Genomic DNA, 18,163 nt, shown 5'->3' on the forward strand with positions numbered 1-18,163 from the left:
TGGCAATGGTCGTTCTAACCCTCTTTATCACTCACGACCCCCACGCCTCCTTGACTTACCCCAGAACAGGAAATCATGAGCGACACGAAGGAATGGACGTTCCCGGCCTCGTTCGGCCAGGAACGGATCTGGCTGTCCGGCCAGCTCGACCCGGCGTCCCCGGTGTACAACCTGCATTGCCGGGCCCGGCTGGATCGCCCGCTGACCGCCGCGCAGTGGCGCACCGCGCTCAGCGTCGTCGTCGGGCGGCACGAGGCGCTGCGCACGTCGTTCCGCATGGACGGCGGCGCGCTCATGCAGGTGGTGCACACCGAGGTGCCGATCGAGCCCGAAGTACACGACCTGCGGGACCTGCCCGCCGAGACTCGCGGTGACCGGCTCGCCGAACTCGTCGGCACTGTCGTACGCGGCGCCATCCCGCTCGACTCGCCGCCGCCGTGGCGGGCACAGGTGTGCCGGATGGCCGACGACGAGTGGGTCCTCACGTTCGTCGTGCACCACACCGTGTTCGACGCCCGCTCGGTGCTGGTGCTGGAGGCGGAGCTGAGCGAGGCGTGCGACGCCGTCTTCGAGGGCCGCGAGCCGAAGCTGCCCGAGCTGGCCATCCAGTACCCGGACTACTCGGCCTGGCAGCGCGGGCAGCTCGAAACCTCCCGCGAACAGCTGGACTACTGGCGGACGCAGCTCGCCGGGCTGCCGCCGGTACACGGCCTGCCCACCGACCGGCCGCGGCCGTCGGAGCTGACGTTCGCCGGTGACCAGGTGGACTTCGCCCTCCCGGACGGACTGATCAACCGGGTCGGCGAGCTGAGCCGGGAGCTCTCGGCGTCGCCGTTCATGGTGCTGCTGGCCGGCTACGCGGCACTCGTGGCACGATTGTCCCGAGTGGACGACGTCGTCGTCGGCGTCCCGGTCGCCGGCCGCGACCTGCCGGAGCTGGCCGACCTGATCGGCATGTTCGTCAACCAGATGGCCGTACGCGTCGACTGTTCGGGCGCGCCCGCGTTCACCGAACTGGTCGGCCGGGTCCGGATCACGCTGCTGGAGGCGATCGACCACAGCCAGGTGCCGTTCCAGGTGGTCGCCGAGGCGGCCGGGGCCGAGCGCGACCCCGGCGTGCAGACGCTGTACCAGCTCGGGTTCAACTTCCTGCCCGACTCGGGGCTGGAGCCGGTCCGCTCGGCCACCGCGAAGGACGACATCGCGATCGACCTGACCGCCGTGGACGGCAGGCTCGTCTACCGCACCGACCTGTTCGACCGCGAGACCGCCGAAGCCGTGGCCGAGCGGTACCTGCGGCTGCTGACTTCGGCGCTGGCCGATCCGGCACAGTCGATCGCGGACCTGTCGCTGCTTTCGGAGGTCGAGCGTGAGCTGGTCCTGACCGAGTGGAACACGACGGAACCGTCCACAGTGTCTAATTCGGACGCCACGACCGTGCCCGCCCGGTTCGAGGACCAGGTGCGGCGGACCCCGGACGCACCCGCCGTCGACTTCGGCGGGGTTCGGCTGACCTACGCCGAGCTGAACGAGCGGGCCAACCGCGTCGCACACCGGTTGCGCGAGCTGGGCGCCGGTTCCGGCACCGTCGTCGGGGTGTGCGTGCCGAACTCGGCGGACCTGCTGACCGGTCTGCTCGGGGTGCTGAAGAGCGGCGCGGCCTACGTCCCGCTCGACCCGGCCAACCCGGCCCCGCGGCAGGCGCTGATCCTCGCCGACGCGGGTGTCCCGGTCGTGCTGGTCGCCGGGGAGTCCACTTTGGATACCAAGACGCTGGCGCTGGACGACCCGGCCGAGTGGTCCACCGCGGCCACCGGGAACCCGGAACCGGCGGCCGGGCCGGGCGACGTCGCCTACGTGATCTACACGTCGGGCTCGACCGGGCGGCCCAAGGGCGTCGAGGTCGAGCACCGGGCCGTCGACACGTACCTGGCGTGGGCGCGTGAGGCGTACCCCGGTCTGGCCGGACGGGCGCTGCTGCACACGTCGCCGTCGTTCGACCTCACCGTGACGACGCTGCTCGGCACCCTCACCGCCGGGGGCGCGGTGGTCGACGGCGGCAGGCCGACGTTCGTCAAGGCGACCCCGACACACCTCGCCGTCCTCGCCGAGGAGCTGTTCCCGACGGGTGAATTGGTGCTCGGTGGCGAAGCGCTGACCGCGGAAGCCGTTCAGCCGTGGCGGGAGCGGCACCCAGGCACGCTCGTCGTCAACGAGTACGGCCCGACCGAGGCCACGGTCGGCTGTGTCGTGCACCGGATCGAACCCGGGGACGAGCTGCCGTCGGGACCCGTCCTGATCGGCCGTCCGGTGCCTGGTACCCGCGTGTACGTCCTCGACGAGCGGCGGCAGCCGGTGCCGCCGGGTGTCCCGGGCGAGCTGTTCGTCGCCGGGCCGCAGCTCGCCCGCGGCTACCTCGGGCTGCCGGACCTGACCGCCGAAAAGTTCACCGAGGGTCCGTCCGGCCGCATGTACGCGACCGGCGACCTCGTCCGCTGGCGCCGCGACGGCACGCTCGATTACCTCGGCCGCATCGACGAGCAGGTGAAACTGCGCGGCTACCGCATCGAGCCCGGCGAGGTCGAAGCTGCGCTGCGCGAGCTGCCGGAGGTGCGGGACGCGGCGGTGGCGGTGCGCGGCGACACGCTCGTCGGCTATGTCGTCGGCAGCTCCGAGGGAGCGGCCGAGACTCTGCGCAAGACGTTGCCGGAGTACCTGGTGCCGACCCGGTTCGTGACGCTCGACGTGCTGCCGATGGCGGCCAGCGGCAAGCTCGACCGGGCCGCGCTGCCGGATCCCGATCCCGGTGAGGCGGCGGCGTACGTCGCACCCCGGACCGCGGCCGAAGAACTCGTCACCGAGGTGCTCGGCGAGCTGCTCGACATCGGTGACCTCGGCGTGCACGACGACTTCTTCGCCCGCGGCGGCAACTCGCTGCTGGCGATCCGCGCGATGTCCCGGCTCCGCAAGCAGCTCGAAGTCGACATTCCGGTGCGGGGACTGTTCTCCTTCACCACCGTCGCCGAACTCGCCGCCGAGATCGAGCGGCGGCTCGCCGAGGACCTCGACCAGCTCAGTGACGAAGAGGTCCAGCGTCAGCTGGCCGAAGGTGAGCTCTCATGACCACGATCGACGAAACCAGTGGCGCGGCCGCGCGCCGCGCCCTGCTCGAACGACGGCTGCGACGGCGCACGGAGCCTGCCGCGACCATCACGCCGCGCCCCGGCGACGCCGTCGTCCCGCTGTCCTACCAGCAGGAACGCGTCTGGTTCATGGAGCAGTTCGCACCGGGCACCGGGTCCTACCACATTCCGGTGCCGATCCGGCTGACCGGACGGCTCGACGTCACCGCGCTTCAGTCCGCTTTGGACACCCTGCCGGTGCGGCACGAGGCGCTGCGGATGCGCTTCCCGGCAGGCGACGACGGACAGCCGACCGTCCACATCGAACCCTCGGTCACGGTCGGACTGTCCATAGTGGATGCCGGAAGCGAGGAGGCGGCCCGCGCCGCCGTCGACGCCGCCGCGGCCGAGACGTTCGACCTGGCCACGGGCCCGCTGCTGCGCGCGACCCTGGCCCGGGTGTCCGACGAGGAGCACCTGCTGGTCCTGTGCACGCACCACATCGTGGGCGACGGCTGGTCGGTCGACCTGCTACTGCGTGACCTCGCCGCGCAGTACCACGCCCTGAGCTCAGGCGGCACGGCCGAGCTGCCCGCGCTGAGCATCGGGTACGGCGACTTCGCGCATTGGCAGCGCCGCACGCTCACCGGTGACGAACTCGACCGGCAGCTGGAGCACTGGCGGGCACAGCTCGCCGGGGTCGAGCCCCTGGAGCTGCCCACCGACCGGCCCCGGCCCGCCAAACAGAGCTTCGACGGCGCGATCCACGAGTTCTTCGTCGAGCGCGAACTCGCCCGGGCTCTCGGCGAGCTGAGCCGCGGGCACGGTGTCACGCTTTTCATGACCTTGCTGGCCGCCTACCAGGTGCTGCTGGCGCGGTACTCGGGCCAGGACGACTTCGCGATCGGCTCGTCGTCGGCCGGGCGCGGCCTGCCCGAGCTCGAGGGCGTGGCAGGCATGTTCATCAACATGCTGCCCCTGCGGGCCCAGCTGGAGGGTGACCCGACGTTCGTCGAGCTGCTCGACCGCACCCGGCGGCACGTGCTGGACGCGTTCGACCACGCCGACGTCCCGTTCGAGCGGCTGGTGAACGCGCTCGGCGTGCCCCGCGACGTGAGCCGTTCGCCGGTGTTCCAGGCGATGTTCGTACTGCAGAACTACGAGATGGGCCGGATGGGTGCGGCCGGGCAGTCCGCTGTGGACTTCCGCTGGCTGCCGATGGACCTGCCCGCGACCCGGTTCGACTTCGAGTTCCACGCGATCGAGATCGAGAGCGGGCTGATCGGCAAGTTCGTGCACAACACGGCGCTGTTCACCACGGACACCATCGAAGGGATGGCCGGGCGGCTGGTCACGCTGCTGCGCTCGATCGTCGCCGATCCGGACCGGAGACTGTCCGAATTGGACATTCTCGACGCCGGGCAGCGTGAACTCGTCCTGGAGCGCTGGAACGCCACGACGGCCGAGTTCCCGCAGACCACGCTGCACGCGCTCGTCGAGGAGCAGGCCGCCCGGACGCCGGACGCGCCCGCGGTGACCTTCCGCGGCGCGTCGCTGACCTACCGCGAGCTGGACGAGCGGGCCAACCGGCTCGCGCACCGGCTGCGTGGCCTCGGCGTCGGACCGGGCGTGCTCACCGGGGTGTTCGCGGAGCGGTCGTTCGAGCTGGTCGTCGCACTCCTCGGCGTGCTGAAGGCCGGTGGCGCGTACGTCCCGCTCGACCCGGAGTACCCGGCCGACCGGCTGGCGTTCATGCTGCGGGACGCGGCCGCACCCGTCGTGGTGACGCAGTCGGCATTACGCGAAACGCTGCCGCCGGGCGACGCGACCGTCATAGTGCTAGACGACCCTGCCGAGACGGCGGAGCAGCCGGGCACCCCGCCCGAGCCGCTCGCCGGACCGGAAGATCCGGCGTACGTCATCTACACCTCGGGCTCGACCGGCCAGCCGAAAGGCGTGCCCAACGGTCACCGCGGCATCGTCAACCGGCTCGACTGGATGCAGCGCGCGTACCGCCTCGACGGCACGGATTCGGTGCTGCAGAAGACCCCGGCCGGTTTCGACGTGTCGGTCTGGGAGTTCTTCTGGCCGCTGATCACCGGTGCGCGGCTCGTGCTCGCCGAACCCGGGGGCCACAAGGACGCCGCGTACCTGCGTGAACTGCTCGCGTCCGAAGGCATCACCACCGCGCACTTCGTGCCGTCGATGCTCACGCTTTTCTTGGCCGAGCAAGGCGTCGAGAGCTGCACGGCGCTGCGGCGAGTCGTGTGCAGCGGCGAGGAACTGCCGCTCGACGCCGCCCGCGAGTTCACCCGGCGGCTGCCGGACTGCGAGCTGCACAACCTCTACGGCCCGACCGAAGCCGCCATCGACGTCACCGCCTGGCACTGCACGCCCGCCGCGCTCGCCGAGGTCGCGTCGGTGCCGATCGGGGCGCCGATCCAGAACATCCGGATCTACGTCCTCGACAGCTCGGGGCGGCCCTGCCCGGTCGGCGTGCCCGGCGAACTGCACATCGCCGGGGTCGGCCTCGCCCTCGGGTACCACAACCGCACGGAGCTCACGGCCGAGCGGTTCGTGCCCGACCCGTTCCACAGTGGACGGATGTACCGCACCGGGGATCTCGCGCACTGGCGCCCGGACGGGACGATCGCGTTCCTCGGCCGGATCGACCACCAGGTCAAGCTGCGCGGCCTGCGCATCGAGCTGGGGGAGATCGAGACGACCTTGCGCGCCCAGCCGGGTGTGCGCGACGCCGCCGTGATCGTCCGCGAGGACACACCGGGGGACAAGCGGCTGGTCGGGTACGTCGTCGGTGACGTCGAGCCCGCCGCGCTGCGGACGGCGCTCAAGCAGAGCCTCCCGGACTACATGGTGCCCCCGTCGTTCGTCCCGCTCGGCGAGCTGCCGCTCACCCCGAACGGCAAGCTCGACCGCAAGGCACTGCCCGCTCCGGTCGCGTCCCGGGACGCGACCAAGGAACTGGTCGCCCCGTCGACCCCGGTCGAGATCCTGCTGGCCGGGATCTGGCGGGACGTGCTCAAGGTGGACGAACTGGGCGTCGACGACGATTTCTTCGACCTCGGCGGTCACTCGATGCTGGCCACCCAGGTGGTGGCGCGGATCGGCAAGGCGGACGCCGGTCAGGTCGGCGTCATGGACCTGTTCCAGCACCGCACGATCCGCGAGCTGGCGTCCTTCATGGACGGTGACACCGCCGACCGGCCGCGCCACCTGCTGTACGAGCTGACCAAGCCGACGGCGCAGCGGACGCTGACCTATGTCTGCTTCCCCTATGGCGGCGGCAGCGCGATCGTCTACCAACCGCTGGCCGACGCGCTCCCGGAGGGCCACTCGCTCTACTCGGTCGCCATCCCCGGCCACGACGTCGGACTGACCGAGGAGGCCCTGCCCTTCGACGATCTGGTCGAGCGGCTGGCCGACGAGATCCTCGACCGTGTCGACGGTCCGCTGGCCATCTACGGTCACTGTGGTGTCGGCAACGCGCTCGCCGTCGGTGTCGCCCGGCTGCTCGAAGAGCGCGGCCGCGAACTGGAGGTCGTCTACATCGGCGCGATCTTCCCGTTCGCCCGGATGAAGGGGCCGGTGGGCACGCTGCGCACCCGGCTGGAGAAGCTGCGCAGCAACCGGTACTACTCGAACTGGCTCAAGGGCATGGGCGTCGACACCGACGACCTCGACCCGGCGCAGGCCGACCGGATCATCACGAACATGCGCGCCGACAGCCGTGCTGCCGAGGAGTACTTCAGCGGCCTGCTCGACGCCCGCGTGGCCAAGCTGCGCGCGCCGATCGTGTCGGTGGTCGGTTCCGAGGACCCGGTCACCGACTACTACACCGAGCGGTACCAGGAGTGGGAGTTCCTCACCGACACCACCGCGCTCGTGGTGCTCGACCGGGCCGGGCACTTCTTCCTGCGCTACCGGGCCGAAGAACTCGCGGAGATCGTCACGCGCGTGCACCCGGCGCTGGACGATCCCGGCGAGCTCGACGTCCGGGCCCGCGGCGAGGACGCGGCCTGGGCGGTGCACGAGACCCATCGGGCGGAGGTGGACGACAAACCCACGGTGCGGCCGAGCATGGCCCGGTTCCTCACGATCACGGTCGGGCAGCTGGTGTCCTCGACCGGCTCGGCGCTGACGTCGTTCGCGGTGCCGATCTGGCTCTACACCCGCACGGGCTCCGTCGCCGACCTCGGCCTGCTGTGGGCGCTCGCGCTGCTGTTCGGCGTGCTCGTCCTGCCGGTGGCCGGAGCCCTGGTCGACCGCGGCGACCGGCGGCGGATCATGATCGCGGCCAGCAGTGTCGCCGGCGGGATCCAGCTGGTCCTGGCGTTGCTGCTGATCACCGGGCACGTCCAGCTGTGGCTGTTCTACGTGCTGATCCCGCTCGGGTCGGTGGCCTCTTCGTTCCAGCGCATCGCCTATCAGTCTTCGGTGGCGCAGCTGGTGCCGAAGCAGTATCTCGGTCACGCGATGGGCCTCGCGCAGCTGTCCACCGGTTTCGCCCAGCTGCTGATGCCGGTGCTCGCGGCCGGGCTGCTGGCGGCGATCCAGCTGTCCGGGATCCTGATCCTGGACATGGTGAGCTACGCGTTCGCGATCGTGGGCCTGCTGTTGGTGCGGTTCCCGGATCTGCTGGGCTGGCGCCCGCGCGAGCCGCTGCTGACGGCGATCGCGGGCGGGCTGCGGTACTCGTGGAACCACCGCGGCTTCCGCACGATGCTGCTGTACTTCGCGCTGGCGAACGTCTTCCTCGCACCCGCGCTGGTGCTGGTCTCGCCGCTCGTGCTGTCGTTCGGCTCGGTCACCGACGTCGCGCAGGTGGCGCTGGCCGAGGCCCTCGGCGCGGTGGCGGGCGGGATCGGGATGGCCCTGTGGGGCGGTCCGCGGCACCGGCGGATGGTCGGCGTGCTCGCCGGCAACGTCGGGATCGCGCTCGGCAGCCTGGTGATGGGCCTGCGGCCGTCGCTGATCGTCGTCGCGGCCGGGGTGTTCCTCCTGGCCGCCGCGATGGCCGTGTCCCAGGGCATCTACGCGACACTGGTGCAGGTCAAGGTGCCGCAGCGGTTCCACGGCCGGGTGTTCGCGATCAACCAGACGATCACGTGGTCGACGCTGCCGATCGGGTTCGCCGTGCTGGCGCCGCTGGCCGTCGGCTGGTTCTCGCCGCTGCTGGCGCCGGGCGGCGCACTGACCGGGTCGGTCGGTTCCGTGCTCGGCACCGGCGAAACACGGGGTATCGGGCTCGCTTATGTCGTCTTCGCGCTGATCCTCCTGCTGATCAACGTGGGCGGGTTCTCGCTGCGGCTGCTGCGCCGGTTCGACACCGAGGTGCCCGATTCGCTGCCCGACGACCTGGTCGGGGCGCAGGAACGGGAGCGCAAGCTCGCAGGGAAGGAGGCCGCGTGAGCACGGCGGTGCTGGTCAGGGAGGCCCGCGGGCACTGGGTCGGCGAGGTCGCGCCAGCGATGCGGGCGGCCGGGCACCGGGTGGTGCTGCTCGCCCCGCCGATGGACGCGGCCGAGCGGGCCGCGCTGGCCGGCGTGGTGGACGACGTCGTCGCGCTCGACGACGTCCACGACCCGGAAGCCGTCGCGGCGAAGGTCCGGGAGATCGACGGCGGCGCGCTGGCCGGCATCTTCACCGGTTCGGACGGCGCCATCGCGAGCACCGCCCGCGCCGCGGAGCTGCTCGGCGTGGCGCGCTGCCCGGCGTCGGTGTTCGCCTTGTGCGCGAACAAGTTCGCCGTCCGGGAGGCCCTCGCCGCGGCGGGGCTGCCCGGGCCTGCTCACGCCTTGATCTCGTCGGCCGCCGAGGCGGCGTCGGTGGCTTCGGCGGTCGGGCTCCCGGCGATCGTCAAGCCGGTCAACGGGGCGGGCAGCAACCTCGTCCGCGTGGTGTCCACTGTGGACGAACTCGCGGCCGCGTACGAGCTGCTGGCCGCGCGACTGCCCGCGTCCGCGGATCCGCGCTACCACCGTCCACTGGGGACACTGAACCCTTCGAGGTCGTTCCTCGTCGAAGGGTTCCTGCGTGGCCCGGAGTACGCGGTGGACGTGCTGGTCCGCGATGGAGTGGCCGAGCCGGTCGAGATCCTCGACAAGCCGCTGATCGACGAGCGGAAGTTCGAGCTGGCGCTGTCGTGCCCGCCCGCCGGGCTCACCGGAGACCGGGCCGGACTGGTCACCGCGGCGGCGGTCGCCGCGGTCCGCGCGCTGGGGCTCGACAACACCTGCGCCCACGTCGAGCTGATCGACGACGTCGACCGCGGTCCGACGATCGTCGAGGTCAACGCGGGCAGGCCTGCCGGGTCGATCATGCCGCTGCTGGCGAAGCTGCGCACCGGCATCGACGTGTTCGCCGAGCTGGCGGCGCTCGCGGTGGGCGCTCCGCCGCCGGTACGGGAACCCGCGAAACTGCCGATCCCGCTGGGCATGCTGATCCTCTACGCCGCCGGTTCGGGCCGGTTGACCGGGATCGGCGGACTCGACGAGATCGCCGAGTTGCCCGAGGTGATCGACGTCGTCACCACCGTCTCGCCGGGCCAGATACTCACCGACGAGCAGGAGACCTACGCGGTCAACCTCGTCGTGGCGGGGTTCGCCGATCACGACGACCTCGCCGCCCTGCACGCGGAGGCGAGCAAGCTCGTCCAGCTGGAACTGGAGGACGTGTGAACACCGTGTTCGTGGTCCGGGAGACCGCCGGGCAGTGGATCGCCGACGTCGTGGCGGCCGTGCGCGCGACCGGGCTGGGGGTCGAGCTGGTCACCCAGCCTCTGGAACCGGCCGAGCAGGCACAGCTGACGGAACTGGTGGACGGCTTCGTCGTCGTCGACGACGTCCGTGACGCCGAATCCGTGGCCGAGGCGATCCGGGCGCGGACCGCGAGTCCGGCCGGGGTGGTGACCGCCGCCGAGGGGATCATCGCGAACGTCGCCCGCGCGGCCGAGCTGCTCGGCGTGGCACGCTGCCCGGCGTCGGTGTTCACCGTGACGCACAACAAGTTCGCGGTCCGGCAGGCGCTGGCCGCGGCCGGGTTGCCAGGGCCGCGCTGTGCCCTGATCTCCGCCGAGTCCGAGGCGGCGTCGGTGGCATCGGCGGTCGGGCTCCCGGCGATCGTCAAGCCGGTCAACGGCGCGGCGAGCAATCTCGTGCGCACGGTGTCCACTGTGGACGAACTGGTGGCGGCGTACCGGCTGCTGGCCGAGCGGTTGCCGCTGTCGGAGGACGCCCGGTACCACCGGCTCATCGGTGGCGGGCCGTCGCCGATCGACCCGGTGAAGGTGTTCCTCGTGGAAGGCCTGCTGTGCGGCCCGGAGTACGCGGTCGACGTCCTGGTGCGCGACGGCGTCGCGGAGCCGGTGGCCGTGGTGGAGAAGCCGCTGATCGACGAGCGCAAGTTCGAGCTGGGCATGGTCTGCCCGCCGCTCGAACTGTCCGATGAGGACAGTGAACGGCTGTTCGCGGCGGCGACGGCCGCCGCGCTCGCACTGGGCCTGGACAACACCTGCGCGCACGTGGAGCTGATCGACGACGCCGAACTGGGCCCGGCGATCGTCGAGGTGAACGCGGGCCGCCCGGCGGGCGGCGCCCAGCCGGTGCTGCTGAAGCTCGCGACCGGCATCGACGTCATCGCCGAGGCCGTTTCGCTGGCACTGGGCACGCCACCGCCCGCGCGAGGTGCGGGGCTGCCGGTGCCGGTGGGCTACCTGATCTTCTACGCCGAGGGCACCGGGCGGCTGGTCCGCGTCGAGGGCACCGACGAGGTCGCCGACCTGCCCGAGGTCCTGGAGGTCGTCACGATCGTGCGCCCCGGCCAACTGCTCACCGACGACCAGGAGATCTACGCGGTGAACGTGCTCGCCGCGGGGTTCGCCGACACCGAAGACCTCGCCGCGCTGCACGCCGAGGCCGCCAAGCTGATCCGATTCGAACTGGAGGAGTCATGACCGCCGAACTCGCGGCGAACCTCGGTCACATCGAGGGGAACGACCACACGAAGCTCACCGTGTACGCGGCCACAGGCCTGGACTGGGTGCGCGCGCACCGCGAAGTGCTGCAGGACCGGCTGCGCGAGGACGGCGCGATCCTGCTGCGCGGGATGCCTGCCGACCTGGCGGTGTTCAACCAGGTCACCGAGGAGATCGGCGGTTCGCTGCTGACCTACACGGAACGGTCGACGCCGCGGTCGGCGGTCTCGGGCAACATCTACACCTCGACGGAGTACCCGCCGGGCGAGTCGATCCCGATGCACAATGAGAACTCCTACTCGGCGAACTGGCCGGACCGCCTGTTCTTCCTGTGCGACACGGCGGCCGAAACCGGCGGCGCGACGCCGATCGCGGACAGCCGGGCGATGTACCGCCTGCTGCCTGCGGACCTGCGCGAGCGGTTCGCGGGCGGCGTCACCTACACGCGGGCGTTCCGCGAAGGTCTCGGGCTGACCTGGCAGGAGGCGTTCCAGACCGACGACCGCCAGGCGGTGGAGGACTACTGCACCGGCAACGGGCAGACCTACGAGTGGACCGACGAGGGCCTGCGCACGCGGCACGTGCGTCCGTCCTTCGTCACGGAACCGCACACCGGCGCGACGGTGTGGTTCAACCAGGCCAACCTGTTCCACGTCTCGAGCCTGGGGGAGGAGGTCAGCGAGGCGCTGCTGGACCTGTACCCCGAGGAGGACCTGCCCCGCAACGCGTCCTTCGCCGACGGCTCGCCGATCCCGCAGGCGGACCTGAGCACGATCAAGGCGACCTACGACGAGGTCAGCTACGCGTTCCCGTGGCAACCGGGCGACATCATGGTGATCAACAACATGCTGATGGCCCACGGTCGCGAGCCGTTCACGGGCAAGCGGCGGACCCTGGTCGCGATGACGTGACCCGGCTCGAGCTCGACGACCTCGGACTCGTTTAGCCCATTGTCCGGTGAGCCTGGGGACGCTGGTGGCCTCGGTTGATCCAGCTGCGCATGATTTCGGCGGCGAGCCAGTGCCCTCGGATCTCTGCCTCCTCGACGACCGGGATGCCGTTGCGGCGCCGGAGCGGGTTGGCGCCGCGAGCAAGCAGGAACGCTGTGGTGTCGGCGTGCAGCGGTATGCCGGTCTGGACGTGACCGTCGTATTCGACGTCGATCGCGTGACGCAGAAGGGTCAAGCCGTCGCCGTTGTCGTCCTCGATGTCGTGACCGGCATCGAGGAGGTCTCGGAGCCGGGGCAGGTCTTCGAGTTCGACGGCGTGGTGAGCTGGCGTCCAGGACATGGTCTTCCTCTGCAAGATCGATGCTGGTTTGTCGCCCGGCACGGTGACCGGTGTGGATTGGTCCGCTGGAACGCGTCGTCGCCAGGTTCCAGCGCAGGCACCGTGCGAGCGAGACCTGTCTGGCCGATGACCCGTCGAGTGACTGTCTGCTGTACTGAATCATGACGCTGCGAAAGCCACGCCGAGTGCCTCGGATTCGCCTCTGGAAGAGGACATCGAGACGATCCAACCCCCGGGGCGTTAACGACTCAGGCGGGGACAATGAGAGTCAGACGGTCGAGTACTGGCGACAGCGCAACAACGAGTACTTCGCTCGTCAGCGGCAGAGCAGGACGACTCCGCCGCCCTTACCGCCATCCGACTGCTGACCTCGAGCAGCGGAAACCAGAGGGTTTGAACCGGACGATCCGAGGTACTTCCTGCTCATGGGCGATGAAGTCGGGGTATCGACGGCCGAAGCGGCGATGACCGGGGCCGTGGACGAATCACTCTGGATCAGGCGTGTTCTCCTGGCCGTCGGGGCGGGCGGGGTGGTCGCCTTGCTCGCTTGGCTGGCGCTGTGGCTGGCCATCAACCTCTGACTCAGCGTGGTCGAGCCGCTGGTGGTCAATAGCTAAGGATCCTCATCTATCGCTTCCGGCCTGGCTGAGGCACCGCTGCCCGGCAAAGCTGGGATCGTGTCGAAGCGATTCGAGGATCCCGCGACCGTTGCCACCCTCGGGCCACATTACTTACGAGACCGCATGGTGGCCGGCGTGCTTCACCGGATGGCGGGCATGGCGGATGTTGCCCCCTACCTGCGAGGGCCGTCGCGCGTGGCGGCGGTCCGGCTGACTGGCGAGGTCCTTTCGCGCTGCCTCGACGCGCTCGAGCCGGAAGGAAGGCTCAGTGGCGGTGACGACGCGCTGCGGCCTCGTGCGGGGGAACCCGCCGCGGTCAGGACAGTGCTGGCCAGGGTGCTGGGCCGGTTCGCCTGGGAACAGCTGACCGAGATCATCGGCCCGTTCGAGGTGCCGCCGCTCGCCGTGTGCCGGTCCGCGGAGGTGCTGTTCGACAGTCTCGTCGAGCTGGCCCGCCCGGCGTCGCATTAAATGAGGGCCCTTAGAGAAATCGCGAACAAGAGGTTCGCGCTTAGAGTCGTTTCATGAACGGCGCGACAGCGGATTTCGTCGCAGGGACCGCGCGGGTGATCGCCCGGTGTCCCGCCTTCGCCGTGGTCGAGGGCGAACCGGGTGCCGGGCGGACGCGGCTGCTCGACGAGCTCACCCGGCGCGAGACCGAGGACAGTGCCCTGGTCCGGGTTCGCTGCGCCCGGCGCCGGCGGCCCGTCCCGCTCGGCCCGGTGCTCGAAGCGCTGAGCGCCGATCTCCGCCGGTGGAGCACGGTCGCTCCGCTCCTGTCGCCGCTCGCCGGTGTTCTCCGGCCGTTCCTGCCGGAACTGAGCCAGGTGCTCCCCGAGGTGCCTGCCGACACGACCGGTCGTCACCTGGTGTTCCGGGCGCTGCGGGAACTGCTGACCGCGCACGACCGCACCGTGCTGCTCGTCGATGACGCCGACGAGGCCGACGAGGAAACCCAAGACTTCCTCAGATTCCTGGCGGACCACCCCTCTCCGCGGCTGGCTGTCGTCGCCACCACGACGATCCGGGCGCATCGGGCCGTGGCGGGGGAGTCCTGGTGGCCCCCGAGGTCGGGAGTGACCGCGAGACTCACGCTGGCGCCGCTGGAGCCCGACGAGGTCGTATCACTGGCAGGTTCGCGGGAGCTCGGCGAACTGGTCCATCGCCGGACCGGTGGCGTGCGCGGTGCCGTGCACGCGGTCCTCGAAGCGCCTGGCACGCCCGTGCCCCCGGCCTGGGCCGCCGCTCTCGCGGCCAGGTTCGCGAAGGCGGAGCCGGGGTGTGCCGCGATCGCCGAGGCGGCCGTGGTCTTCGGCCGCCCGGCCGGAGGCGTCGAGCTGGCCGCCGTGTCCGGTCTGGCCCCTGACGCCGTCGACGACGCGCTGCTCTCCGCTCTCGACGAGGGATTCCTGCGAGACCTGGGAAGGGGCCGGTACACCGCACGCAGCCCCCTGGTGGCGGAGGTCATCCGCACCGCCGTCCCCGGCCCCCGCCGATGCCGCCTGCACGGTCGCGCCGCACGTTTCCTTTCCGGTTCGAGGGAACCGGACGCGCCGAAGATCGCACAGCACCATCGGGCGGCCGGAGAACTCGGCGAATGGGTGCGCTGGACCTCGGAAGCGGTCGACAGAGCGGTGGCCGAGGGCAAACCGGACGAAGCCTCTCGCCTGCTCGAAACCGCGCTCGGAGACGAGGGACTTTCCCGCGCGGACCGGGAAAACTTCGCGGTCAGGCTCAGCAGGGGGACGGCCTACGAGCTGATCAAGGAACCGACGGTCCGGTTGCTCCGCACGGCGGTGCGGGAGTGGCCGATGAGCAAGACCGCCCGCGGCGAGATCCGGATCAACCTCGGCCGGGTGCTGATCAACCAAGCCGGGCAGATCGACGCCGGCCGCTCGGAGATCCAGCTCGCCGTCGCCGACCTCTCCGACCACCGCGCGCTCCTCGCGCGCGGCCTGGTCACGCTGGCGCTTCCGCACCTCGGCGCGATCCCGGTCGAAGAGAACCTGCGCTGGCTCGATCAGGCCGAGCGCGCCAGCCAAGGCCTCCGTGACGTCGAACTGCTCGCCGCGGTCACCGCGAACCGGATGTCCAGCCGGATGCAGGTCGCCGATCCCGGTGTCTGGCAGGACGTCGGCACACTTCCGGACTCGCCGCGGTCGGCCGATGTGCGCCGTCAGGTCAGCCGGACCTACATCAACCTCGCCGACGCGGCCGCGTGGAACGGCTACTACCCGGTGGCCAGGTCGTATCTCGCGACGGCACGGCGGCTGATCCAGGACGAGCACCAGCCGTACCTGGAGGCCTTGGCCGCGGGCACGGATCTGCGGCTCGACGTCGTCATGGGCCTGTGGGCGGGAGTGGACACCGAAGCCCGTGAGCTGGTCGCACGAGTGGGCGAAGACAGTTCCCTGGCGGCCGAACCGTTGCTGGCACTGGGCTGGTACCACCTCGGCCGCGGGCGGCGGGCGGCGGCACTGCGCGATTTCGACGCCGCTTTCGGCCTTTCGGCGGGCAGTGTTCCCCTCCAGGCCTCGTCGTTCGCGGGACGGGCGGCGGTCCGGTTGGCCGCCAAGGATCTCCCCGGGGCGCGTCGTCTCGTCGAGTACGGGTTGGAGAACGTCCGCCGCAAGAACAACTGGGTGTGGGCGGCGGAACTGCTTCCGCTGGCGGTCCGGATCCTGCTCGGGCAGCACGAGACCGAAGCCGCCGAAGCGTGGCTGGCCGAATACCAGGAAGGGATCGCCGGTCGCGACGCGCCGCTCGCCCACGCGGCGGACCTGTTCTGCCAAGGTCTGCTCGCCCGGCCCCGCCCCGCCGAAGCCGCCGAACTGTTCAGTCGCTCGGCCCGGTCGTATCAAGCCTTGCCGCGGCCTTACGCGGCCGCGGGCGCGGAGGAACTCGCCGGGGAGTGCTACGCCGAACTCGGCGAGCACGAACGGGTCCTGGGTGCGCTCACCCATGCCGAGACGACCTACCGGGCGCTGGACTCCCTCGTCGACGCGCAGCGATGCCGGCGGGCTCTCGCGGCTCACGATCCGGACGTGCCGCGGCGTGGCCGTCGCGGCTACGGCAAAGCGTTGTCACCCCGTGAACTCGAGGTCGTCGTCCTGGCCGCGCAGAACCTCACCAATCGTGAGATCGCCGAACGCCTTTTCCTCTCCGCGCGGACTGTCGAGGTCCATCTCGGCCGGGCGTTGTGCAAACTCGATCTGCCCTCGCGTGCCGTCCTGAGTGAAGAATTGTTGCGCGACCGGATCGCCGCGTCGAAAACCGCCTGAATTGTGTGGTTCAATCAGGCTCGGTCTTTTCATGTCCGCGCCGATTGATGAGGGCCCGTACTTTTTCGGCATACGGGTCGAATTAATTCGAGCTTGTTCGTCCTGTCGCGACTTTCGGCAAAAGCGCAGGTGGCGGGCCTGTGAATTTAATGGGTAGTCCATCGTGGACGACCACTATTGTTCTCGCCCCCCGAAAAATTCACTGTTGTCACAGCGCCGTGGTCGCCCTCGCTCTCTCCCCGCCCGGCGCCGATTCCCCACCTTCAGGAGTATGCCGATGCGTGAACGTTTCCGTCCCCGGCGGACCTTGGCCTTGGCCACGGCCCTGTCCGCCGCCGTCCTCGTCCTCCCTGCCACCGCCTCCGCGGGCGAACAGGCCGTGCTGAAAGGTGGCCCGGACGCCATCCCGGGCGCCTACCTCGTCACGTTCGAACCCGGCCGGGCCGGCGCCGCCGACGCCCACTCGCTGGCCTCCGGCTACGGCGCACAGGTCACCCGCACCTACGACGCGGCCCTGCGAGGCTTCGCCGGTCGCATGACGGAGGCACAGGCCCGCAAACTCGCGGCGGACCCGGCCGTCGCGTCGGTCGAGCAGGACTCGACGGCCCGTGCCACCGACACCCAGAACGACCCCACCTGGGGCCTGGACCGGATCGACCAGAAGGACCTGCCGCTGGACAAGAAGTACGACTACGCCAACAAGGGCGACGGTGCCACCGTCTACGTCCTGGACACCGGGACCGACTACCGGCAGTCCGAGTTCGGTGGCCGCGCGAGCAGTGGCTACGACTTCGTCGACAGCGACAACGACGCCTCCGACTGCCACGGCCACGGCACACACGTCGCGGGCACCGTCGGCAGCACGACCTATGGCGTCGCCAAGGGCGTGAAGATCGTCGCCGTCCGCGTGCTCGGCTGCAACTCCAGCGCGCCGTGGTCGACGATCGTCTCCGGTATCGACTGGGTCACCAAGAACGCCAAGAAACCCGCGGTGCTCACGATGAGCATCGGCGGCGGCGCGACGTCCACTGTGGACCAGGCGGTGCAGGGCGCGGTCCGGGCTGGGATCACCGTCACGGTCGCCGCGGGCAACGAAGGGCAGGACGCCTGCAACGTCTCGCCCGCCCGCACGCCGGAGGCGATCACGGTCGCGGCCAGCGACGCGCAGGACAAGCGGTCGATCTTCAACTCGTCCCAGTCGTCGAACTACGGGACCTGCACCGACCTGTTCGGGCCGGGCAGCAACATCACCTCCACCCGCAACGGCGGCGGCACGCAGCAGATGAGCGGCACGTCGATGGCCACCCCGCATGTCGCCGGCGCGGCCGCGCTCTACCTGACCGCGAATCCGTCGGCCACCCCGGCGCAGGTCACCAAGGCGCTGCTCGACAACACCACCCCCGGCAAGATCTCCGACGTCAAGGGCTCGCCGAACAAGCTGCTGTACACCGGTTTCCTCGGCGGCGGCACGCCGAACCCGCCGTCCTGCGCGGGTGGCAGCAGCACCGACAACGTCGCCATCCCGGACGCCGGTGACGCCGTGTCCAGCACCGTGACCATCGGCTCCTGCGATGCCAAGGGCACGTCGGGCACCTCGGTCGCCGTGGGGATCAAGCACGCGTACTCGGGTGACTTGAAGATCGACCTCGTGACGCCGAGCGGCAAGGTCGTCAACCTCAAGCAGGCCGGTGGCGAAAGCACGATCGACCTGTCCAAGACCTACACCGTCGACACGTCGGGCGAGAACCGTTCCGGCGACTGGAAGCTGCGTGTCCAGGACGTCTACCGCTTCGACGCGGGCGTCATCGACAGCTTCGGCCTGACCTTCTGATTTCCCTCCCTGTGAAAGGAACCACC

10 protein-coding genes are annotated in these 18,163 nt (G+C 70.4%); 9 read left to right on the plus strand and 1 reads right to left on the minus strand.

The window, feature by feature from the left end:
- Positions 1 to 75 precede the first annotated feature (75 nt).
- Genes ACLJPX_RS01805 through ACLJPX_RS01825 form a run of 5 tightly spaced genes read left to right on the plus strand, consistent with a single transcriptional unit; the run spans position 76 to position 12,026 of the window.
- A complete protein-coding gene (locus ACLJPX_RS01805; RefSeq protein WP_410598398.1) occupies positions 76 to 3,123 on the plus strand; it encodes a non-ribosomal peptide synthetase in 3,048 nt (1,015 codons plus the stop codon).
- Positions 3,120 to 8,552 carry an amino acid adenylation domain-containing protein gene (locus tag ACLJPX_RS01810; protein WP_410598399.1) on the plus strand — a complete coding sequence of 1,811 codons (5,433 nt, stop codon included), beginning with the start codon at positions 3,120 to 3,122 and terminating at the stop codon, positions 8,550 to 8,552. The genes ACLJPX_RS01805 and ACLJPX_RS01810 overlap by 4 nt, the downstream gene beginning before the upstream one ends.
- Complete coding sequence (locus tag ACLJPX_RS01815) at positions 8,549 to 9,820, plus strand: ATP-grasp domain-containing protein (RefSeq protein WP_410598400.1); 1,272 nt, start codon at positions 8,549 to 8,551, stop codon at positions 9,818 to 9,820. The genes ACLJPX_RS01810 and ACLJPX_RS01815 overlap by 4 nt, the downstream gene beginning before the upstream one ends.
- On the plus strand, positions 9,817 to 11,094 hold the full coding sequence (locus ACLJPX_RS01820; protein ID WP_410598401.1) for an ATP-grasp domain-containing protein: 1,278 nt from the start codon (positions 9,817 to 9,819) through the stop codon (positions 11,092 to 11,094). The genes ACLJPX_RS01815 and ACLJPX_RS01820 overlap by 4 nt, the downstream gene beginning before the upstream one ends.
- Positions 11,091 to 12,026 carry a TauD/TfdA family dioxygenase gene (locus tag ACLJPX_RS01825; RefSeq protein WP_410598402.1) on the plus strand — a complete coding sequence of 312 codons (936 nt, stop codon included), beginning with the start codon at positions 11,091 to 11,093 and terminating at the stop codon, positions 12,024 to 12,026. The genes ACLJPX_RS01820 and ACLJPX_RS01825 overlap by 4 nt, the downstream gene beginning before the upstream one ends.
- 31 nt (positions 12,027 to 12,057) lie before the next feature.
- On the opposite strand, the gene ACLJPX_RS01830 is transcribed toward ACLJPX_RS01825, so the two are convergent.
- Positions 12,058 to 12,405: an ankyrin repeat domain-containing protein gene (locus ACLJPX_RS01830; protein ID WP_410598403.1), complete on the minus strand. Its 348-nt coding sequence runs from the start codon at positions 12,403 to 12,405 to the stop codon at positions 12,058 to 12,060.
- A 425-nt stretch (positions 12,406 to 12,830) separates the two neighbouring features.
- Between ACLJPX_RS01830 and ACLJPX_RS01835 the strand changes: the two genes are divergently transcribed.
- The 4 genes from ACLJPX_RS01835 (at position 12,831) to ACLJPX_RS01850 (ending at position 18,137) form a co-directional block, all read left to right on the plus strand.
- Complete coding sequence (locus ACLJPX_RS01835; RefSeq protein ID WP_410598404.1) at positions 12,831 to 12,986, plus strand: hypothetical protein; 156 nt, start codon at positions 12,831 to 12,833, stop codon at positions 12,984 to 12,986.
- A 195-nt stretch (positions 12,987 to 13,181) separates the two neighbouring features.
- Complete coding sequence (locus tag ACLJPX_RS01840; RefSeq protein WP_410598405.1) at positions 13,182 to 13,496, plus strand: hypothetical protein; 315 nt, start codon at positions 13,182 to 13,184, stop codon at positions 13,494 to 13,496.
- 53 nt (positions 13,497 to 13,549) lie between these two features.
- Positions 13,550 to 16,306, plus strand: coding sequence for an AAA family ATPase (locus ACLJPX_RS01845; RefSeq protein WP_410598406.1), 2,757 nt, complete (start codon positions 13,550 to 13,552; stop codon positions 16,304 to 16,306).
- Between the two features lie 277 nt (positions 16,307 to 16,583).
- A complete protein-coding gene (locus ACLJPX_RS01850; RefSeq protein WP_410598407.1) occupies positions 16,584 to 18,137 on the plus strand; it encodes a S8 family serine peptidase in 1,554 nt (517 codons plus the stop codon).
- The last annotated feature ends 26 nt before the right edge of the window (positions 18,138 to 18,163 follow it).

It is taken from the genome of Amycolatopsis sp. lyj-90 (assembly GCF_046549035.1).
Taxonomy (GTDB): domain Bacteria; phylum Actinomycetota; class Actinomycetes; order Mycobacteriales; family Pseudonocardiaceae; genus Amycolatopsis.